This is a genomic window from Streptomyces sp. NPDC053493 (assembly GCF_044544825.1).
In the GTDB taxonomy this organism is placed as follows: domain Bacteria; phylum Actinomycetota; class Actinomycetes; order Streptomycetales; family Streptomycetaceae; genus Streptomyces.
The window spans coordinates 76,763-92,338 of the sequence record NZ_JBITXS010000014.1; the positions used below are offsets into that span (position 1 = coordinate 76,763).

Annotated in this window: 11 protein-coding genes; all 11 read right to left on the reverse strand. The window is 74.7% G+C overall.

Features of this window, described 5'->3' with window-relative positions:
* Positions 1-8: 8 nt before the first annotated feature.
* The 11 genes from ACIGO8_RS30280 to ACIGO8_RS30330 all read right to left on the reverse strand — a co-directional run bounded on the left by ACIGO8_RS30280 (position 9) and on the right by ACIGO8_RS30330 (position 15,487).
* On the reverse strand, positions 9-1,250 hold the full coding sequence (locus tag ACIGO8_RS30280; RefSeq protein ID WP_399737295.1) for a PucR family transcriptional regulator: 1,242 nt from the start codon (positions 1,248-1,250) through the stop codon (positions 9-11).
* Positions 1,251-1,402: 152 nt separating this feature from the next.
* Positions 1,403-4,270, reverse strand: a complete 2,868-nt coding sequence (locus ACIGO8_RS30285; RefSeq protein ID WP_399737297.1) for an AAA family ATPase — start codon at positions 4,268-4,270, stop codon at positions 1,403-1,405.
* 41 nt (positions 4,271-4,311) lie between these two features.
* The gene (locus ACIGO8_RS30290; RefSeq protein ID WP_399737299.1) at positions 4,312-5,148 is read right to left on the reverse strand and encodes an alpha/beta fold hydrolase; all 837 of its coding nucleotides are present in this window, start codon (positions 5,146-5,148) and stop codon (positions 4,312-4,314) included.
* Between the two features lie 167 nt (positions 5,149-5,315).
* A complete protein-coding gene (locus ACIGO8_RS30295; RefSeq protein WP_399737301.1) occupies positions 5,316-8,096 on the reverse strand; it encodes an AAA family ATPase in 2,781 nt (926 codons plus the stop codon).
* Positions 8,093-8,950, reverse strand: a complete 858-nt coding sequence (locus tag ACIGO8_RS30300) for a carbohydrate ABC transporter permease (protein ID WP_399737303.1) — start codon at positions 8,948-8,950, stop codon at positions 8,093-8,095. The genes ACIGO8_RS30295 and ACIGO8_RS30300 overlap by 4 nt, the downstream gene beginning before the upstream one ends.
* On the reverse strand, positions 8,947-9,912 hold the full coding sequence (locus ACIGO8_RS30305; protein WP_399737305.1) for a carbohydrate ABC transporter permease: 966 nt from the start codon (positions 9,910-9,912) through the stop codon (positions 8,947-8,949). The genes ACIGO8_RS30300 and ACIGO8_RS30305 overlap by 4 nt, the downstream gene beginning before the upstream one ends.
* Positions 9,912-11,240: an ABC transporter substrate-binding protein gene (locus ACIGO8_RS30310; RefSeq protein ID WP_399737307.1), complete on the reverse strand. Its 1,329-nt coding sequence runs from the start codon at positions 11,238-11,240 to the stop codon at positions 9,912-9,914. The genes ACIGO8_RS30305 and ACIGO8_RS30310 overlap by 1 nt, the downstream gene beginning before the upstream one ends.
* A 247-nt stretch (positions 11,241-11,487) precedes the next feature.
* The gene (locus ACIGO8_RS30315) at positions 11,488-11,802 is read right to left on the reverse strand and encodes a GNAT family N-acetyltransferase (protein WP_399737309.1); all 315 of its coding nucleotides are present in this window, start codon (positions 11,800-11,802) and stop codon (positions 11,488-11,490) included.
* A 109-nt stretch (positions 11,803-11,911) separates the two neighbouring features.
* Complete coding sequence (locus tag ACIGO8_RS30320; RefSeq protein ID WP_399737311.1) at positions 11,912-12,553, reverse strand: GPR1/FUN34/YaaH family transporter; 642 nt, start codon at positions 12,551-12,553, stop codon at positions 11,912-11,914.
* Between the two features lie 97 nt (positions 12,554-12,650).
* The gene (locus ACIGO8_RS30325; RefSeq protein WP_399737313.1) at positions 12,651-14,537 is read right to left on the reverse strand and encodes an amidohydrolase; all 1,887 of its coding nucleotides are present in this window, start codon (positions 14,535-14,537) and stop codon (positions 12,651-12,653) included.
* Positions 14,534-15,487, reverse strand: a complete 954-nt coding sequence (locus tag ACIGO8_RS30330; protein ID WP_399737315.1) for an alpha/beta hydrolase — start codon at positions 15,485-15,487, stop codon at positions 14,534-14,536. Before ACIGO8_RS30330 ends, ACIGO8_RS30325 begins: the two co-directional genes overlap by 4 nt.
* Between the last annotated feature and the right edge of the window lie 89 nt (positions 15,488-15,576).

The window sequence follows — 15,576 nt, forward strand, 5'->3', positions numbered from 1 at the left end:
GCGGGAGATCATCCTCGGTTTGTCGCGGTGAGGAGTTCCTCGATCCGCAGGCCCAGCTGAAGGGTGAGCCGGTGGGAGCCGTCGTCCAGGTCGAGGCCGGTGATCTCCTGGATCTGGCGCAGGCGGTAGTAGAGCGAGGTGCGGTGCAGCCGCAGCGCGTCCGCGGTCCTCGGGATCGAGCCGGCGTGTTCGAGGAAGCAGCGCAGGGTGTCGCGCAGCCGGTCGCCGCCGTGCGCCTCGCCGAGGGTGCGCAGCGGCTTGGGGACGAGCGAGGTGTTCAGCGCGTGCTCGGGGAGCTGGAGGAGCACGGCGAGCTCGCCGAGCAGGTCCCAGTCCCCCACGCCGTGCAGGGACGGCAGCCGCCGCGCGGCGCGGGCCGCCACGAGCGACTGCTCGTACGAGGTCCAGGCGTCGTGCAGGCCCTCGTAGCGCCCGCCGACGCCGATCATGGGCGCCGCCGACGGGTCGAGGAACGTGTGGAGTTCGTCGAGGACGCGCGCGCACTGGGCGGCCACCTCGTCGGGGCCGGGCGGCCGCTCGCGCAGCTGGAGCAGGATCGCCCGCTCCTGGTAGATCGCGACCAGGCCCTGGGCCGTGCGCGTCTGCCGCAGGCCTTCGAGCGCGGCCCACAGGGCGGTCTCGGCCTGCCGCACGGGCTCCGTGCCCCGGCTCAGCTGGACGGAGGTGACCAGGACGTGGTCCGCCTCGCCGAGCAGTCCGAGTTCGGTGGCCCGCCTCCGCGCGGCGGTGCGGGTGGCGACATGGGCGTCGACGAGTTCCAGCACCAGCGTCCGCTCGTCGGCCTTGCGGGTGTCGGCGCCGAGCTGTTCCACGTACATCTGGGCGGACATCGCCTCGGCTGCCCGGGCGACGGCCTCGGTCTCCCACGCCGCCAGCTCCTTGTCCGGCACGACGACCATGAGCAGGCCGAGGAGGTGTCCGCGCTCGCGCAGCGGCACGACGTAGCGGGGCAGCAGTCCGAGGTCGTCGCGGCCCTCGACGAATCCGGGCCTCGACCAGCGGGCGACGCCCTGGGCGAGGACGTGGCGGACGGCGGCGTTGTCGGCGCGGCCTTGGAGCAGGGTGCCGATGCGGACCGGGTCCTCGTCGCCGAAGTGGCGGCTCGTGCAGACCAGACGGACCAGCGGGTCGTCGACCGCGACGGACCGGCCCAGCTTCTCCGCGAGTTCGTCGACGAGGGCCTGCAGTTCCTCGCTGCCCGGGCGGGCTCGCCAGGGTCTGACGGTCATGGCGTCGTTCCTCTCTCGACCGGCGGTGACCCGCGGATCGCTTCTCCCGTCCGCGGCTCTTGATCATTCTGAGGACGCGGCGGGGCCCGCACATCGCACGAATCGTGCATCGGCACGGAAGCGAGGCAGGAGAGGCAGGGGATATGAAGCGATCACGCTCCGTGGTCACGGGTCTCGGCCGAGCGGCTCTCCACCAGGCGGGTCAGCTCCGCGCGCGAGGTGAGGTCGAGCTTGGTGAAGGCGCGGCGCAGGTGCGAACTCACCGTGTGGGGCGAGAGCGAGAGCCGCTCGGCCACCTGCTGGTTCGTCAGACCCTGGGCGACCAGCCGGACCACCCTGACCTCGGCCGCCGTCAGTTCGGGCCACTCCCCGGCCCGTCCGGCCGTCGCGGGCCGCCGGCGGACGCCCGCGGCCCGCAGGCGCCGGCGCACCCGCGCGACGTCCCGCTCGGCGCCGGCGCGCGTGTAGAGGGCGAGGGCGCGCTCCAGGTACGGCACCGCCTCGGCCCTGCGGGTGGCGGCGATCTTGCGGCCGGCGTCCTCCAGGGCGGACGCCCGGGCGATCGGCCGGGCGCCGTCCTCGTACAGCCGCACCGCGCGCAGCAGGTGGCCGAGGTCGTTGTCGAGCAGTCCGCGGGCGTGCGCGGCGGCTGCGGCGAGGACCGGCAGGCCGGGGTTGAGCGCGGCCCGCCGCTCGGCCAGGCCGACCGCGAGCGCGGCCCGTTCGGGTGCGCCGGCCCGCAGCGCCATGCGGGCCAGAACGGGCGTGTCGGCGGGGTCGACGGGGCTGACGAGGACGAGCCGCTCCTCGGCGAGCGCGGCGGTCACCTCGTCGAGCGCGGCCAGGGCCCGGTCGGGCCGGCCCTCGAAGTCGGCGGTGAGCGCCAGGATCCAGGAGCCGACGGTACGGACGAGGAGCGCGTCGTCCTCGCGCATGCGCCGGGCCCGCGCCGCACAACGCCGGGCGGTGTCCTGGTCGTTGGTGTGAAGGGCGACGCGCGTCATCGCGTACACCACGGTGATGTCGGCGAAGGTGCCGGTGACGGGCTCGTCCGTCGTCGCCCGGGCGGCGTCCGCGTCGGCGCGGGCGTCGGCCAGCCGTCCGGCGTCGAGGAGCGCCCGGGCGCGGTTCATGAGCCACAGGCGGGTGGCGGCCGGGCGGCCCTGTTCGCGGGTGTGGCGGACACCGGCCTCGGCGACGGCGAGGGCCTCGGCGGAGCGGCCGGCGGCGTTCAGCAGGAAGCCCTGCCACAGGGCTTCGGGCACCCACACGGAGTGGGCGATGCCCAGACCGGCCGCCAGGGCCGAGGCGCGGTCGGCCCGGTGGAACGCCTCGCCCCAGTCGTGCCGGGAGAAGCGGACGGCGGAGTCGGCCACCGTCACGGTGGCCTCGGCGCAGCGGTCGCCGGCCACCGCTGCGGCCTCCATGGCCTCGACGAGGGCCCGCTCGGCCGCTCCGGTCTCGCCCGACATCGTCAGACCGAGGCACAGCAGCGCGAGCAGCCGGGCCCGCAGGACGGCCGGGAGGCCGGGCAGGTCCGCGCCGGCGCGGGCCTGCCGGACGGCCTCGCCGACGTCGTGCTGGGCGGCCAGGCGGCCCAGTTGCAGGCGCAGGTGCGCTGCGTCCTCGGGTCCCGCGCCACCGGCCGCGAGGGCGGCGGCGCCCAGGCTGCGAGCCCGCGCGGCCTGCCCCGTCTGCCAGAGCAGCGGGATCGTCTCGGCGACGAGGCGGGGCCGTTCGGGAGCGTCCGGCGCCGTGCGGGCGAGTGCTCCGAGGGCGAGTTCGACGGCGTGTCCGGGAGCGGTGTCCGCGAGGTCCGCCGCGGCGGTACGCAGCCGGTCGGCGTCCGTGCGGTGCCCGGGCCCGGCGGCGCCGGCCGGTGGTGCGGAGGGCCGGTCCGGGAGGGCGGCGGCCGCGGCCGGGAGCAGTGCGTCCGCCTGCCGGCGCAGGGTGCGGCGCACGGAGAGCGGGAGGCCGGCTTCCACCGCCTCGCGGACCAGTGCGTGGCGGAACTCCAGGCGGTCGCCGCGTTCGGTGAGCAGACCGGCGTCGAGGGACTCGCGGACGGCGGTGATCAGGGCCGCCGGTGATCGGCCGAGGAGTGCGGCCAGGAGGCCGACGGTGACCGGGCGCCCCACGGCGGCCGTGGTCTCCGTGAGTTCGCGGGCCGGGTCGGACAGCAGGCCGAGGCGGCGGCATATGGACGGCAGTTGGCGGACGGAGGCGGCGCCGGCCGCCAGCTGGGCCGTGCCGTGGACGACGGTCACCGCCGCCTCGTCGCGCAGCGCGTCGAGCAGTTCGACGAGCAGCAGGGGCACGCCCTCGGCGCGGCGGGCGAGGCGGCGCACGTCCGGGTCGGGAACGGCGCCGAGGACGTCCTCGGCGATCAGTTCGACGGCCTGGTCCCTGAGCGGTGCCAGCGTCAGCTCGTGGGCGCCGGCCTGGCGGATCCTGTCGAGCGTGGTGCGCACGGCCGGGGGCACGCTCCCGCCGCACACCGCCACCAGCCACAGGACCGGGTGGGCGGAGAGTCCGGCGGCGACGGTGTGCAGGGTGAGGAGCGTGAGGTCGTCGCACCACTGGAGGTCGTCGAGGACGACGAGCAGCGGGCGGCCGCGGGCCGCCTCCCGCAGCCGGTCCCCGAGCTCCTGGAGCAGCCAGAACCGCTGGCCGGGCCGGGTGGCGAGGTCGCGGAGCCGGGCGGCCTCGGACAGCGGTTCGGGGCCGGAGAGCAGTCCTTCCAGGAGCGGGCCGAGCGGCACGAACTGCTCGTCCGGGTCCGCTCCTCCGTGGAACACCCGTGTCCCGCGCCGCCTCGCGGACGCCGAGGCCTCCGCGAGGATCCTCGACCTGCCGATGCCGGCGGGTCCCTCGACCCGGACGATGCCGCCCTCGCCGCGGTCGAGCGCGTCGAGCCGCGCCTCGAGGAACGCCAGTTCCGCCTCTCGGCCGCGGACCGGTGTGCGGGGGCCGGGGCGAGCGGCTCGGCCGGCGTCGTCCTCGATGTCCGCGTGCTGCATGGCGGTTCAGTATGCGGGACCGCCGGGCGCGGCGTCGAACGTCACTTCGCCAGGAAGGCGAGCAGCGCGGTGTTGACCTCCTCCGCGTGGGTCCACAGCAGGCCGTGCGGAGCGCCCTCGATCTCGACGTATTCGGCCGACGGCAGGGCCCGGTGGAAGGGGCGGGCCGTGCCCTCGGCCGGCAGGATGCGGTCGGCCGTGCCGTGCAGGATCAGGGCGGGCACGTCGACGGCCGGGATGTCGGCGCGGAAGTCGGTGTACCAGGTGGACGGCGCGGCGGACGCGGCGAAGAAGCCGCCGGCGGCCGCGGTGTTCCAGCTGTTGCGGACCGCCTCCTCGCTGATGCGGCTGCCCAGGGTCTCGTCGAGGTTGAAGAAGTCGTTGAAGAAGGCGGTGTAGTAGGCGTAGCGGTCGGCCTTGACGGCGGCGACCACGCCGTCGAAGAACTCCTTCGGCGCGACGCCGTCCGGGTTGTCGTCGCTCTTGAGCAGGCAGGGCTCCAGGGAGGCGAGGAAGGCGACCTTGGCGACGCGGGCGGAGCCGTACCGGGACACGTAGCGGGCGACCTCGCCCGTGCCCATGGAGAAGCCGACGAGGACGGCGTCGTTCAGGTCGAGGGTCTCGAGGACGGTGTGCAGGTCGGCGGCGAAGGTGTCGTAGTCGTAGCCGGTCGTCGGCTGGGAGGACCGGCCGAAGCCGCGGCGGTCGTAGGTGATGACGCGGTATCCGGCGTCGAGGAGCGCGGCGCTCTGGCGCTCCCAGGAGTGGCCGTCGAGCGGGTAGCCGTGGATGAGGACGACGGGCTGCCCGCTGCCGTGGTCCTCGTAGTAGAGGTCGACGGCGGTGGTGTTCTCCTGGCCCACGGTGATGTACCGCATGGTGCGCTTCCTCGTTTCGGTGTGCTGGCCCGCGCGTCGGCGCGGGCGGACGGAACGCCGTCACGCTAGGTCCGGGGAGGTGCCGGCTGTTGTCCGGCCGCGCACCGCTCCTTGACCGTGGGCGCAGAACGCCCCGTCAGGGCTCGTCAGAGTTCCCACAGGCCCGGTCAGGGCTCGTCGGGCGCGTCCTCGGCGAGGACGATCCGGGTCAGGTGGACGCGCGAGTTGACCGCGAGCTTGCGGAAGACGGACGCCAGATGGGTGTTGACCGTGTGCGGGGAGACGACGAGGGCCGCGGCGGCCGAGCGGTTGGTGTGGCCGGCGGCGACCAGCCGGGCGACCTTGCGTTCGGAGGCCGTGAGCGCGGCCCAGCCCTGGCCGGGCCGCGGGCGGCTCGCGATGCGCGGGCCGGGGCGGGCCGTCGCCGGTCCGGCCGGGCGCGCCCGCTCCAGGTCCGCCCGCAGCCGGTCGGCCTCGTGGCCGGCGCCGGCCCGCGCGTACGCCTCGTGGGCCCGCCTCAGGACCGGCACGGCGGCGGCGGAGCCCACGGCGAGCAGGGCGCGTCCGAGGTCGGCGCGGGCCGCGGCGAGGTGGAGCGGGCGGGGTCCGGCGCGGAAGATCTCCACGGAGCGCTCCAGGAGCGCCGTGTCGGCGCTCACCAGGGCGGCGGCGTGGGCGGCGACGCCCTGTGCGGTGGGGACGCCGGGATTGCGGGCGGCGTGCCGGGCGGCCTGCGTCGCGAGGTCCTCGGCCAGGGCGGTGTCACCGGCGTTCACGGCGATCCGCACGGCGTCGGCGAAGCGGCTGCGCAGGATCCGCCAGCGGGCGAAGGGATGGTCGCGCTGGACGGCCCGGATCCGTCCGGCCGCGGCCGCGTGGTCGCCGTCGGCCTCGGCGACGAGGGCCTCCAGGTACCGGAGCGCGGCGTGGTTTCCGGTGTTGGGCCGGTCGGCGACGGCCGCGCGGACGGCGTCGAGGTGCTGTCCGGCGGCTTCGCGGTCGCCGCGCAGCAGCGCCAGCGCCCCGCGGTGGACCCGGATGTTGACCAGGTTGCCGGGTACGCCGATGTCCGCTTCCAGGCGTCCGGCGGTGACGAGGTCGGCCTCGGCGTCGTCGAGCCGGCCGAGGCCGAGGTTCAGGCTGCCCTGCGCCCACATCAGCATGGCGGGCCGCGGCGGTGCGTCGCCGGCCGACCTCAGCAGCAGCCGGGCGGAGTCGAAGTCGTCCCCGTGGACGCGGGCGACGACCTCCTCGGGCAGGAAGGCCGCGTCGAAGGCGTTCAGCGCGGTGTGGTGGCCGACGGCCGCAGCGCACTCGCCCGCGTTCAGGGCGATCTCTCCGAGGCCCCACAGCGAGGCGACGCGGGCCTCCCGGTCGCCCGCGCGTTCCGCCTCGGCGAGCGCCCGTTCGCCGGTCCTGCGCGCCTCCTCCAGGTCGCGGCCGCGGGACTGGGCGAGCGCCTGCCGTGCGGTGAGCCGGGCGCGGACCGCCGGGTCGGTGACGACGGCGAGCGCCGCGGTCGAACGGCGCGCCAGCTCGTGCACGTCGTCGAGGTGCCACAGCGCGTCGCCGAGTACGGACTGGAGGCGGGCGAAGACGTCCAGGGACGGCTGTCGGGCGAGCAGCGTGTCGCCGGTCTCGCGGGCACGGGTGTAACGGCCGGCGCGGGTGAGCGCGGTGACGGCGCGTTCGCCGACGCCGAACGCGGCGGGATCGTGCCGCGGCACGAGTTCCAGGGCGCGCACGGCCAGGTCGGCGGCGAGGTCGGGCAGGACGGGCAGGAGGTCGGTGGCGGCGGCGTCGAGCAGCCGTACCGCTTCCCGGTCGCCGGGTTCGGCGCTCTTGAGCAGGTGCGGGACCGCGTCGGCGCGGGTGCGGCCGGCCGCGACGAGCCGGGCGGCCGCCTCACGGTGCAGTGCCCGGCGCGCCGAGGGCGCGAGGTCGGCGTAGACGGCCTGGCGCAGCAGGTCGTGGCGGAACAGGAGGCGTTCGCCGTCGTCGGTGAGGAGTCCGGCGGCGAGGGCCTCGTCCAGCGAGCCGATGAGAGCGGTGGCGGGCCGTCCGCACAGGGCCGCGGCGTCGGCGAGCCGGAAGGCGCCTCCGAGGACCGAGCCGACCCGCAGGAAGTCGAGGGTTTCCGGACGGAGCGCGGCGAGCCTGCCGCGGACGCCGAGGACCAGCCGCTCCGGCGGCCGCTCCGCCGCCGGGCCCGGCCCGGGCGTGCCCGACGCGGCAAGGCCCGCGAGCAGTTCGGCCGCGAGAAAGGGGTTGCCGCCCGAGCCGGTCAGGAGGTCCGCGACCTCGTCCGGTACGGCGCCGCCGACCGCGTCGCGGGCCAGTTCGGCCAGGGCCGTGGCGGACAGCGGCCGCAGCGGCAGCCTGACGGGGCGCGGTCCGTCGCCGCGCAGGTCCGGGTCCTCGCGGCCGGCGAGCAGCCACAGGACCGGGGAGCCGGCCAGCCGGGCCGGCAGGACGTTCAGCGCGAACCGGCTCAGCGGGTCGGCCCACTGGACGTCGTCGACGGCGATGAGCACGGGCGCGCCGGCCGAGCGCTCCTCGATCAGCTGGGCCAGCCGTTCGACGAGCCAGATGCGCTGGTCGTGGTGGTCGGCGAGGTGGGCGAAGTCCGCGGCGGACAGCAGCGGCGGGTCGCCGTGCAGGAGGCCGGAGGCCAGGGAGGCGAGCGGGGCCAGCTCGTGCAGTTCCTCGGCCCGTCCGCGGCTGACGGTGAAGCCGTGGGCGCGGGCGAAGCCGGCGGTCTCCTCGACGAGGACGCTCTTGCCGATGCCCGGCTCTCCGACGAGCACGGCCGTGGCGCCGCCGTCACCGTCGCGTACGGCGGCGACCAGGGACCGCAGTCGGCGCAGCTCGGCTTCCCGGCCGCGCAGCCCGGGCCGGCTCAGGCCGGCTCGCCGCGCGCCGGGCGAGGTCGCGTCCTTGGCCGTCATCCCTTCACCGATCCGGCGAGCAGGCCGCGGGCGAAGTGCCGTCGGAGGCAGAAGAAGACGAGCAGCGGGACGAAGGCCGACACGAACGCTCCGGCGGTGAGCCGCTGCCATTCGTTGCCGCGGGTGCCCGCCATGCCGGCCAGCCGGACCGTCACCGGCGCCGTCTCGGCCGTCCCGCCGGCGAGCACCAGGGCCACGAGCAGGTCGTTCCACACCCAGACGAACTGGATGACCGCGAAGGTGGCCAGCGCCGGTACGGCGAGCGGCAGCACGATCCGCAGCAGCACGGTGCCGTGCGAGGCGCCGTCGACCCGGGCGGCGTCGATCAGGTCCCGGGGCAGCGCGGCCAGGTGGTTGTGCAGGAGGAACACCGCGAACGGCAGGGCGAAGGCCGTGTGGGCGAACCAGACCTGGCCGAAGCCGCCCGGCCCGGCGACGGCGAACAGCCGCAGCAGCGGGACGAGCGCCATCTGGAGCGGCACGACCTGGAGGGCGAAGACGCCGACGACGAGCGCGTCACGGCCCCTGAAGTCCGTCCAGGCCAGGGCGTACGCGGCGAAGAACGCCAGGACCAGCGGGAACAGGACGGACGGGACGGTGATGACGAGCGAGTTGACGAGGTGGTCGGCGAGCCGTCCCGACGCGTTGCCGTCGCCGAGGAGCACCTCGCCGTAGTTGTCGAGGGTCAGGTGCGGCGCCCCGAACACGGTCCACCATCCGGTCGACTTGATGTCGTTCTCCGGGCGGAAGGAGGAGAGGAGGAGCCCGAGCGTGGGCGTCGTCCACAGCACCGCGATCACCACGGCGGCCGCCGAGAAGGCCCGGGAGGAGAGCCGTTCCCGCACCCTGCTCATCGCGCCCTCCGCTGCGCCCGGACCTGGAGGGCGACGACCGGGCCGGCCAGGGCGAAGAGGAGCACGGCGAGGGCGGCGCCGCGTCCGGTGTGCCCGTAGCGGAAGGCCTGGTCGTACATCTCGTGGGCGAGGACCCCGGTGTCGAAGCGGCCGGCGGTCATGGTCCTGACGATGTCGAAGGCCTTGAAGGTGCCGGTCACCTCGGCGAGCAGCACGACGAGCAGGGTGGGCCGGACGAGCGGGACGGTGACGCGCCAGAAGATCTGCCGGGGCGAGGCGCCGTCCAGCCGGGCCGCCTCGGTGAGCTCGGCGGGCACGGCGTCGATCGCGCCGCTGAGCAGGACGGCGGCGAAGCCGGCCTGGGTCCACACCGCCGTCACCACGAGGAACAGGACGTTCCAGGGGGACTCGACGAGCCACTGCCTCGGTTCGCCGCCGAGGGCCACGACGAGCTGGTTGAGCAGCCCGATCTGGTCCGCGTCCGCGGGCCGGTAGGCGTAGACGAACTTCCAGACCAGGCCGGCGCCGACGAAGGAGATGACCATCGGCAGCAGGACGAGGGACAGGGCGAGGGTCTTGAAGCGCGACCGTGCGACGGCGGCCGCGTAGAGCAGCCCGACGGCGGTGACGAGCGACGGCACGAGGACCGCCCAGGTCAGGGTGTTGCGCAGTGCGGTCAGCGACCCGAGGTCGGTGAACATCCACACGTAGTTGTCGAGTCCGGCCCACGCCGCGTCCTCGCCGTCGGTGAAGGACAGCAGCAGGGTGCGCAGGGCGGGCAGCACGACGCCGGCGGTGAGCAGCAGCAGGGCCGGGGCCAGCAGCAGGATCGGGGCGCCGCGCCCGCGGACCGGGCTCCGGTGCAGCATGAGGAGGATCAGCCCGGTCACCGCCGCGAACGCGGCGAGGCCCTGGAGCAGGTACAGCAGTCGAGGCTGCTGTGCGAGGAGGTCGAACGGCATCAGGAGCTCGGCCAGGACCGTTCGATCGAGGCGGCCACCTGCCGGGTGTCCTTGCCCGTGATCCAGTCGACGGAGCCCTTCCAGAAGCTGCCGGTGCCGACGCTCGCGGGCATCAGGTCGGACCCGTCGAAGCGGAACCGGGTGCGGGGATCCTGAAGCAGCTGGACCGAGAGCCGGTCGACGGGGCTCGCGGCGTCGTCCGGGTCGACGCCCTTGTGCGCCGAGACGAACGGTCCCTTCCGCATGCGGGTCTTCGCGAAGTCCGCGCTCGCCAGGTACTCCTGGAAGGCCCGGACCTCGGGCCGGTCGGAGAACGCGGCGGCGAACACGCCGCCGCCGAGCACCGGCCGGCCGGTGCGGTCCTGTCCCGGCAGGAGGAAGGCGAAGACGTCCTTGTCCGGTCCGATCTCGGTGCCTTCCGGCCACTGTTCGGCGTAGAAGGAGGCCTGACGGTGCATCGCGCAGTCGCCGGAGAGGACCGGCGCGCCGGCCTCCTGGTAGGAGATCGAGGCCATCGACCGGGCCGGGCCGAAGCCGCCGTTGGCGTACCGGTCGTTCTTGAGGAGGGAGCCGACGGTGTCCATGGCCCGGATCACCCGCGGGTCGTCGAACGGGATCTCGTGGGCGACCCACCGGTCGTAGACCTCCGGTCCCTGCTGGCGCAGCAGGACGTCCTCGATCCAGTCCGTGAGCGGCCAGCCGGTCGCCTCGCCGGACTCGACGCCCGCGCACCAGGGCTTGACGCCGCTCGCCGCGACCTTCTCGGTGACGTCCATCAGCTCGGCCCAGGTGCGGGGCACGGTGAGTCCGCGGTCCCGGAAGAACGCCGGCGAGTACCAGACGAAGGACTTCACGTTGGCGACCAGCGGGGTGCCGTAGAGGGTGCCGTCGACGGTCGCGTAGTTGTTCCAGTCCTGCGACCAGCCCTGCTCGGCCAGGGCGGTGAGCCCGGCGCTCGCGGGCTTGAGCCGGCCGGCGCGGGCGAAGCGGGCCAGGAGCCCGGGCTGCGGGAAGAACGCCACGTCGGGTGCCTTGCCGCCCTCGACCCGGATCTGGATCTGGGCCTCGAACTCGCCGTCTCCCTCGTAGCGGACGTCGATGCCCGTGCAGGCGGCGAAGTCGGCCCAGGTCTCCTCGAACAGGTCGGCTTCCCGGTCCCGGTTCGACGCGTAGACGGTGACCGCGGTGCCGTCGTGCCGTCCGTACCGCGCGTAGGGGCCGCAGTCCGCGGCCTGGTGGGACCGCGCGCCGCCGTGCGGGGCGCCGCAGGCGGTGACCGTGACGGCGAGGGTGATGACGGCGAGCGCGAGCCTCGCGCCGAACCTCATGGGTGTGCTTCCTCCGATCGCCCGCCGAAGGATCTTCGGCGGGGATCCGAAAGCTACCAGCGCTCGAACAATTTCAACCAATCGTTCGAGGTCAGAGGCCCTGGGAGGGCGCCTCGGGCGCGGGTCGGGCAGTGGCGCGGACCGCCTCCAGGATCAGCGCGGCGACCTCCTTCGGCCGGGCGAGCATGACCAGGTGCGAGGAGTCGACCTCGACCGTATCGGGGTCGAGGGTCCGGATCGTGGTCCGTCACAGACCGAAGCGCGCGCGGCGGGCCTCGGGGACCAGGTCGGCGTAGTCGGGGTGCTTGCCGATCCAGCCACGGATGAACGGGCAGTACGGCAGGACGGCCAGGCCGCGGGCCCGGGCGTCGTCGAGGGCGCCGCGGGCGAGCAGTCCGCCGAGGCCGCGGCCGGCGAACCGGGCGTCGGTCTCGGTGTGGATGAAGGCGATCTCGCCCTCGGAGAGGAAGTACTCGGCGAAGCCGGCGGTCTCGCCGCCGTCGTCCCCGGCGAGGATCTCGTAGCGGGACCTCTCGGGCCGGTCCTTCACCTGCGGTTCCATGGCTGCTCCAGTGGGGTCGTGGGAGTCGTACGGATGGACGGGTGTACGGGTCTACGGGCTGTACGGGTGTGGGGCCGGGGCCGTAGGGGTGGGGCGGCGCGGCGGGTGGTCAGAGGGTGCGGCGCACACCCGCCTGGCGTTCCAGGTTGCGGAGCTGGACCGTGAGGTCGCCCTCGACGGCGGTGTGCGCGGGGCCGCTGCGGCCGATGGGCAGCACCTCCTCGCTGCGCATGTCCTCCAGCATCAGCGCGAAGGCGGCGTAGAGGGCGACGAGCGCCACCAGCAGGCCGAGGACGCCGGAGGCGCGGGTGAGCCATTCGGCGCCGGTGAGGCCCGACAGGCCGGTGGCCGCCCAGCGGGGCAGGGAGACCACCAGGACCAGCCACAGCGCCCGCTTCGGGCGGGTCACGGCGGCCATCAGCGCCCCGAAGCAGAGGAAGGCGAGGTTGAAGACGCCGAGGACGCGCAGGCCGTCGGCCGCGCCGGTGAACATGACGAGGGCGTAGGCCAGCCAGCTGCCGGCGAAGACGCCCATGAGCGTCGCCGCGATCACGTCCCGGGCGCCGAAGGCGAGGACGCTCACCAGGAACTGCAGCGCGAAGGCCGGCAGCACGCACAGCGCGACGGCGCCGCGGGCCTCGGGGCCGAGGAGGCCGAGCTGAAGACATCCGGTCATCACGGAGGCGATCGCCACCGTGAAGAAGCCCAGCGGCATGGGTGAGGCGATGGGGCGCAGGTTGATCCGGGTCATCGACCGGAGGTCCGGTTCGAAGCGTCGTTCCGGGGGTGGAGCGTCTGTACTCATCGGCGAGGTCTCTCGTTCGGGTCGTGCGGTGTGCGCACGGTGTTCAGTGCTCGAAGCACGGGTCGAGGAAGGACGGCGACGGCGTCCGGGCGGCGCCGCGGGCGACGCGCCACGTGCGGTGCTGCTCCGACTCGGCGACGGCGTCGGCCACCTGCGCGGCCTGGCGGGCACCGCTCTGGTAGCCGCCGAAGCGGGCGACGGGGCTCCACTCGGGGCTGACCGGCGGCACGGCCTCCTCGAGTCCCTCGTACTCGGCGTCGGCGTGGACGACACGGCCGCCGACGACGGTGAGGACGGACTCGATGTCCGGGATGACGTCCTCGGGCACGGTGAGGAAGTCGTCGGACAGGATCGCGAGGTCGCCGTACCAGCCCTCCCGCAGGCTTCCCTTGACGTCCTGTTCGCCGGTGAGCCGGGCTCCGCCGCGCGTGTAGAGGCCGAGGGCCGTCTCCCGGTCGACGCCGCTGCCGGCCGGCCGGAGCGCGGTCCCGCCGACGGTGCGTCCGGTCACCAGCCAGTGCAGCGCGACCCACGGGTTGTACGAGGAGACGCGGGTGGCGTCGGTGCCGGCGGCGACGGTCAGGCCGCGGTCGAGCATGGCCCGGACCGGCGGGGCGTGGGCGGCGGCCTCGGCTCCGTAGCGGTCGCGGAAGGCGGTGCCCTGGAAGGACATGCGGTTCTGGACGGACAGGGCGCCGCCGAGGGCCGCGATCCGGTCGAGGCTGTCGGCCGAGACGGTCTCGGCGTGGTCGAAGAGCCAGCGGCTGTCGCCGGGGAAGAGTCCCTCCGCGGCGAGCTTCTCGAAGACGGCGAGGTCGCGGCGGATCGTCTCGTCGTACGTGGCGTGCAGCCGGAAGCCCCAGCCGTGTTCCCTCAGCAGCCTTACGGCCTGCTCGAATTCCGCCTCGTAGCCCTCGGCGAGGTCGGGGCGGGGTTCGGAGAAGTTCTCGAAGTCGGCGGCGGCCCAGGTGAGGTTCTCGCCCGCGCCGTTGAGCCGGAGCCACTCGTCCCCGTCGCCCGGCCGGACCATCTCGGTCCAGCGCCGGAGGTCGGCGAGTTCCTGGCCGGCCGTCTGCGGGAAGAGGTGGTAGGCGATCCGCAGGGTCAGCTCTCCGGACCGGGCGAGGTCGACGACGGTGGCGTAGTTGTCGGGGAAGTTCTGGAAGCCGCCGGCGGCGTCGACGGCCGAGGTCAGCCCGAAACGGTTGAGTTCGCGCAGGAAGTGCCGGGTGGAGGTCCGCCTGTCGGCCTCGTCGAGGGCGGGCGCCTTGGCGAGGGTCGAGTAGAGGACGAGGGCACTCGGCGCGGCGAGGAGGACGCCGGTCGGTTCGCCGTCCCGGCCGCGCACGATCTGTCCGCCGCGCGGGTCAGGTGTGTCGCGGGTGAAACCTGCGGCCCGTACCGCGGCCCGGTTCATGAGGGCGGACTGGTACAGGTGCAGGACGAAGACGGGGGTGTCGGGCGCGGCGGCGTTCAGCTCGGCGACGGTCGGCATCCTGCGCTCGGCGAACTGCTCGGCGGTCCAGCCGCCGACGACCCGGATCCACTGGCCCCTGGGCGTGCGGCCGGCCTGCTCGCGCAGCATGGCGAGCGCGTGGCGCAGGCTGCGCACGCCGTCCCAGCGCAGTTCGAGGACGTAGTTCAGGCCGCCCCTGATGACGTGCAGGTGCGAGTCGTTGAGGCCCGGGATCACGCGGCGGCCGAGGGCGTCGACGACGGTGGTGCCCGGCCCGACGAGGTGGGCGAGGTCGTGGTCGTCGCCGAGGGCCGCGACCCGGCCGTCGCGCAGGGCGACGCCGCGGGCCTCGGGACGGGCGGGGTCGCCGGTGAAGACCTTGGCGTTGCGGACGACGAGGTCGGCGTGCGCGGGTTCGCGGCGCGGGGCGGGCAGCAGGCCGGCCACGGGCATGCCGGTCGACGGCCCGGTCATGCGAGGGCCTGGCGCAGCGTGTCGGTGGCGAGACCGATGGCGAGTTCCGCGGCCCGCGTGCCGCGCAGTGCGTCGAGCATGACGAAGTCGTGGATGGTGCCGGTGACGCGCAGGGCGGTGACGGGGACTCCGGCGGCACGGAGCTTGGCCGCGTACGCCTCGCCCTCGTCGCGCAGGACGTCGGCCTCGGCGGTGATCACCAGGGCGGGCGGCAGTCCGGTGAGCTGCTCGAGGCCGGCGCGCAGCGGGGAGGCGGTGATCTGGGCGCGCTCGGCCTCCTCGGTCGTGTACTGGTCCCAGAACCACTTCATGGCGTCGCGGCGCAGGAAGTAGCCCTCGGCGAAGGCGTGGTACGACTCGGTGTCGAAGCGCGCGTCGGTGACCGGGTAGAAGAGGACCTGGTGGGTGAGGCGCAGGTCGCCGCGCTGCTTGGCCATGAGGGTGAGGGCGGCGGCCATGTTGCCGCCGACGGAGTCGCCCGCGACGGCGATCCGGGTGCCGTCGAGGTCCTGGTGGTGTCCCTCGGAGGCGATCCACCGGGCGACGCCGTAGTTCTGCTCGACGGCGACGGGATAGCGGGCCTCGGGCGACAGGTCGTATTCGGGGAAGACGACGGCGGCGCCGGTGCCGACGGCGAGTTCGCGTACCAGCCGGTCGTGGGTGTGGGCGTTGCCGAAGACCCAGCCGGCGCCGTGCAGGTAGAGGACGACGGGCAGGGTGCCGGTGGCGCCACGCGGGCGGACGATCCGGGTGCGGACGTCGCCGGCCGGGCCGGCGGGCACGGTGATCCACTCCTCTTCGACGGCGGGCCGCGGGACGTCTTCGCCGCTCTGGACGCCGTCGACGGCCTTGCGGCCGTCCGCCACGGGGAGCTGGTAGAGGTACGGCGGCTGGGCGGTGGCGTCGGCGAAGGCCTGGGCGGCGGGTTCGAGGGTCGGCCGGTCCGGCATGAGGGTCTCCTTCGGAGGCTGTGCGGGGTGGGTGGTTGCGCGGCGGGGCGGGCGGGCATGGCCGGGTGCGTCAGGCGTGGGTGGCGGGG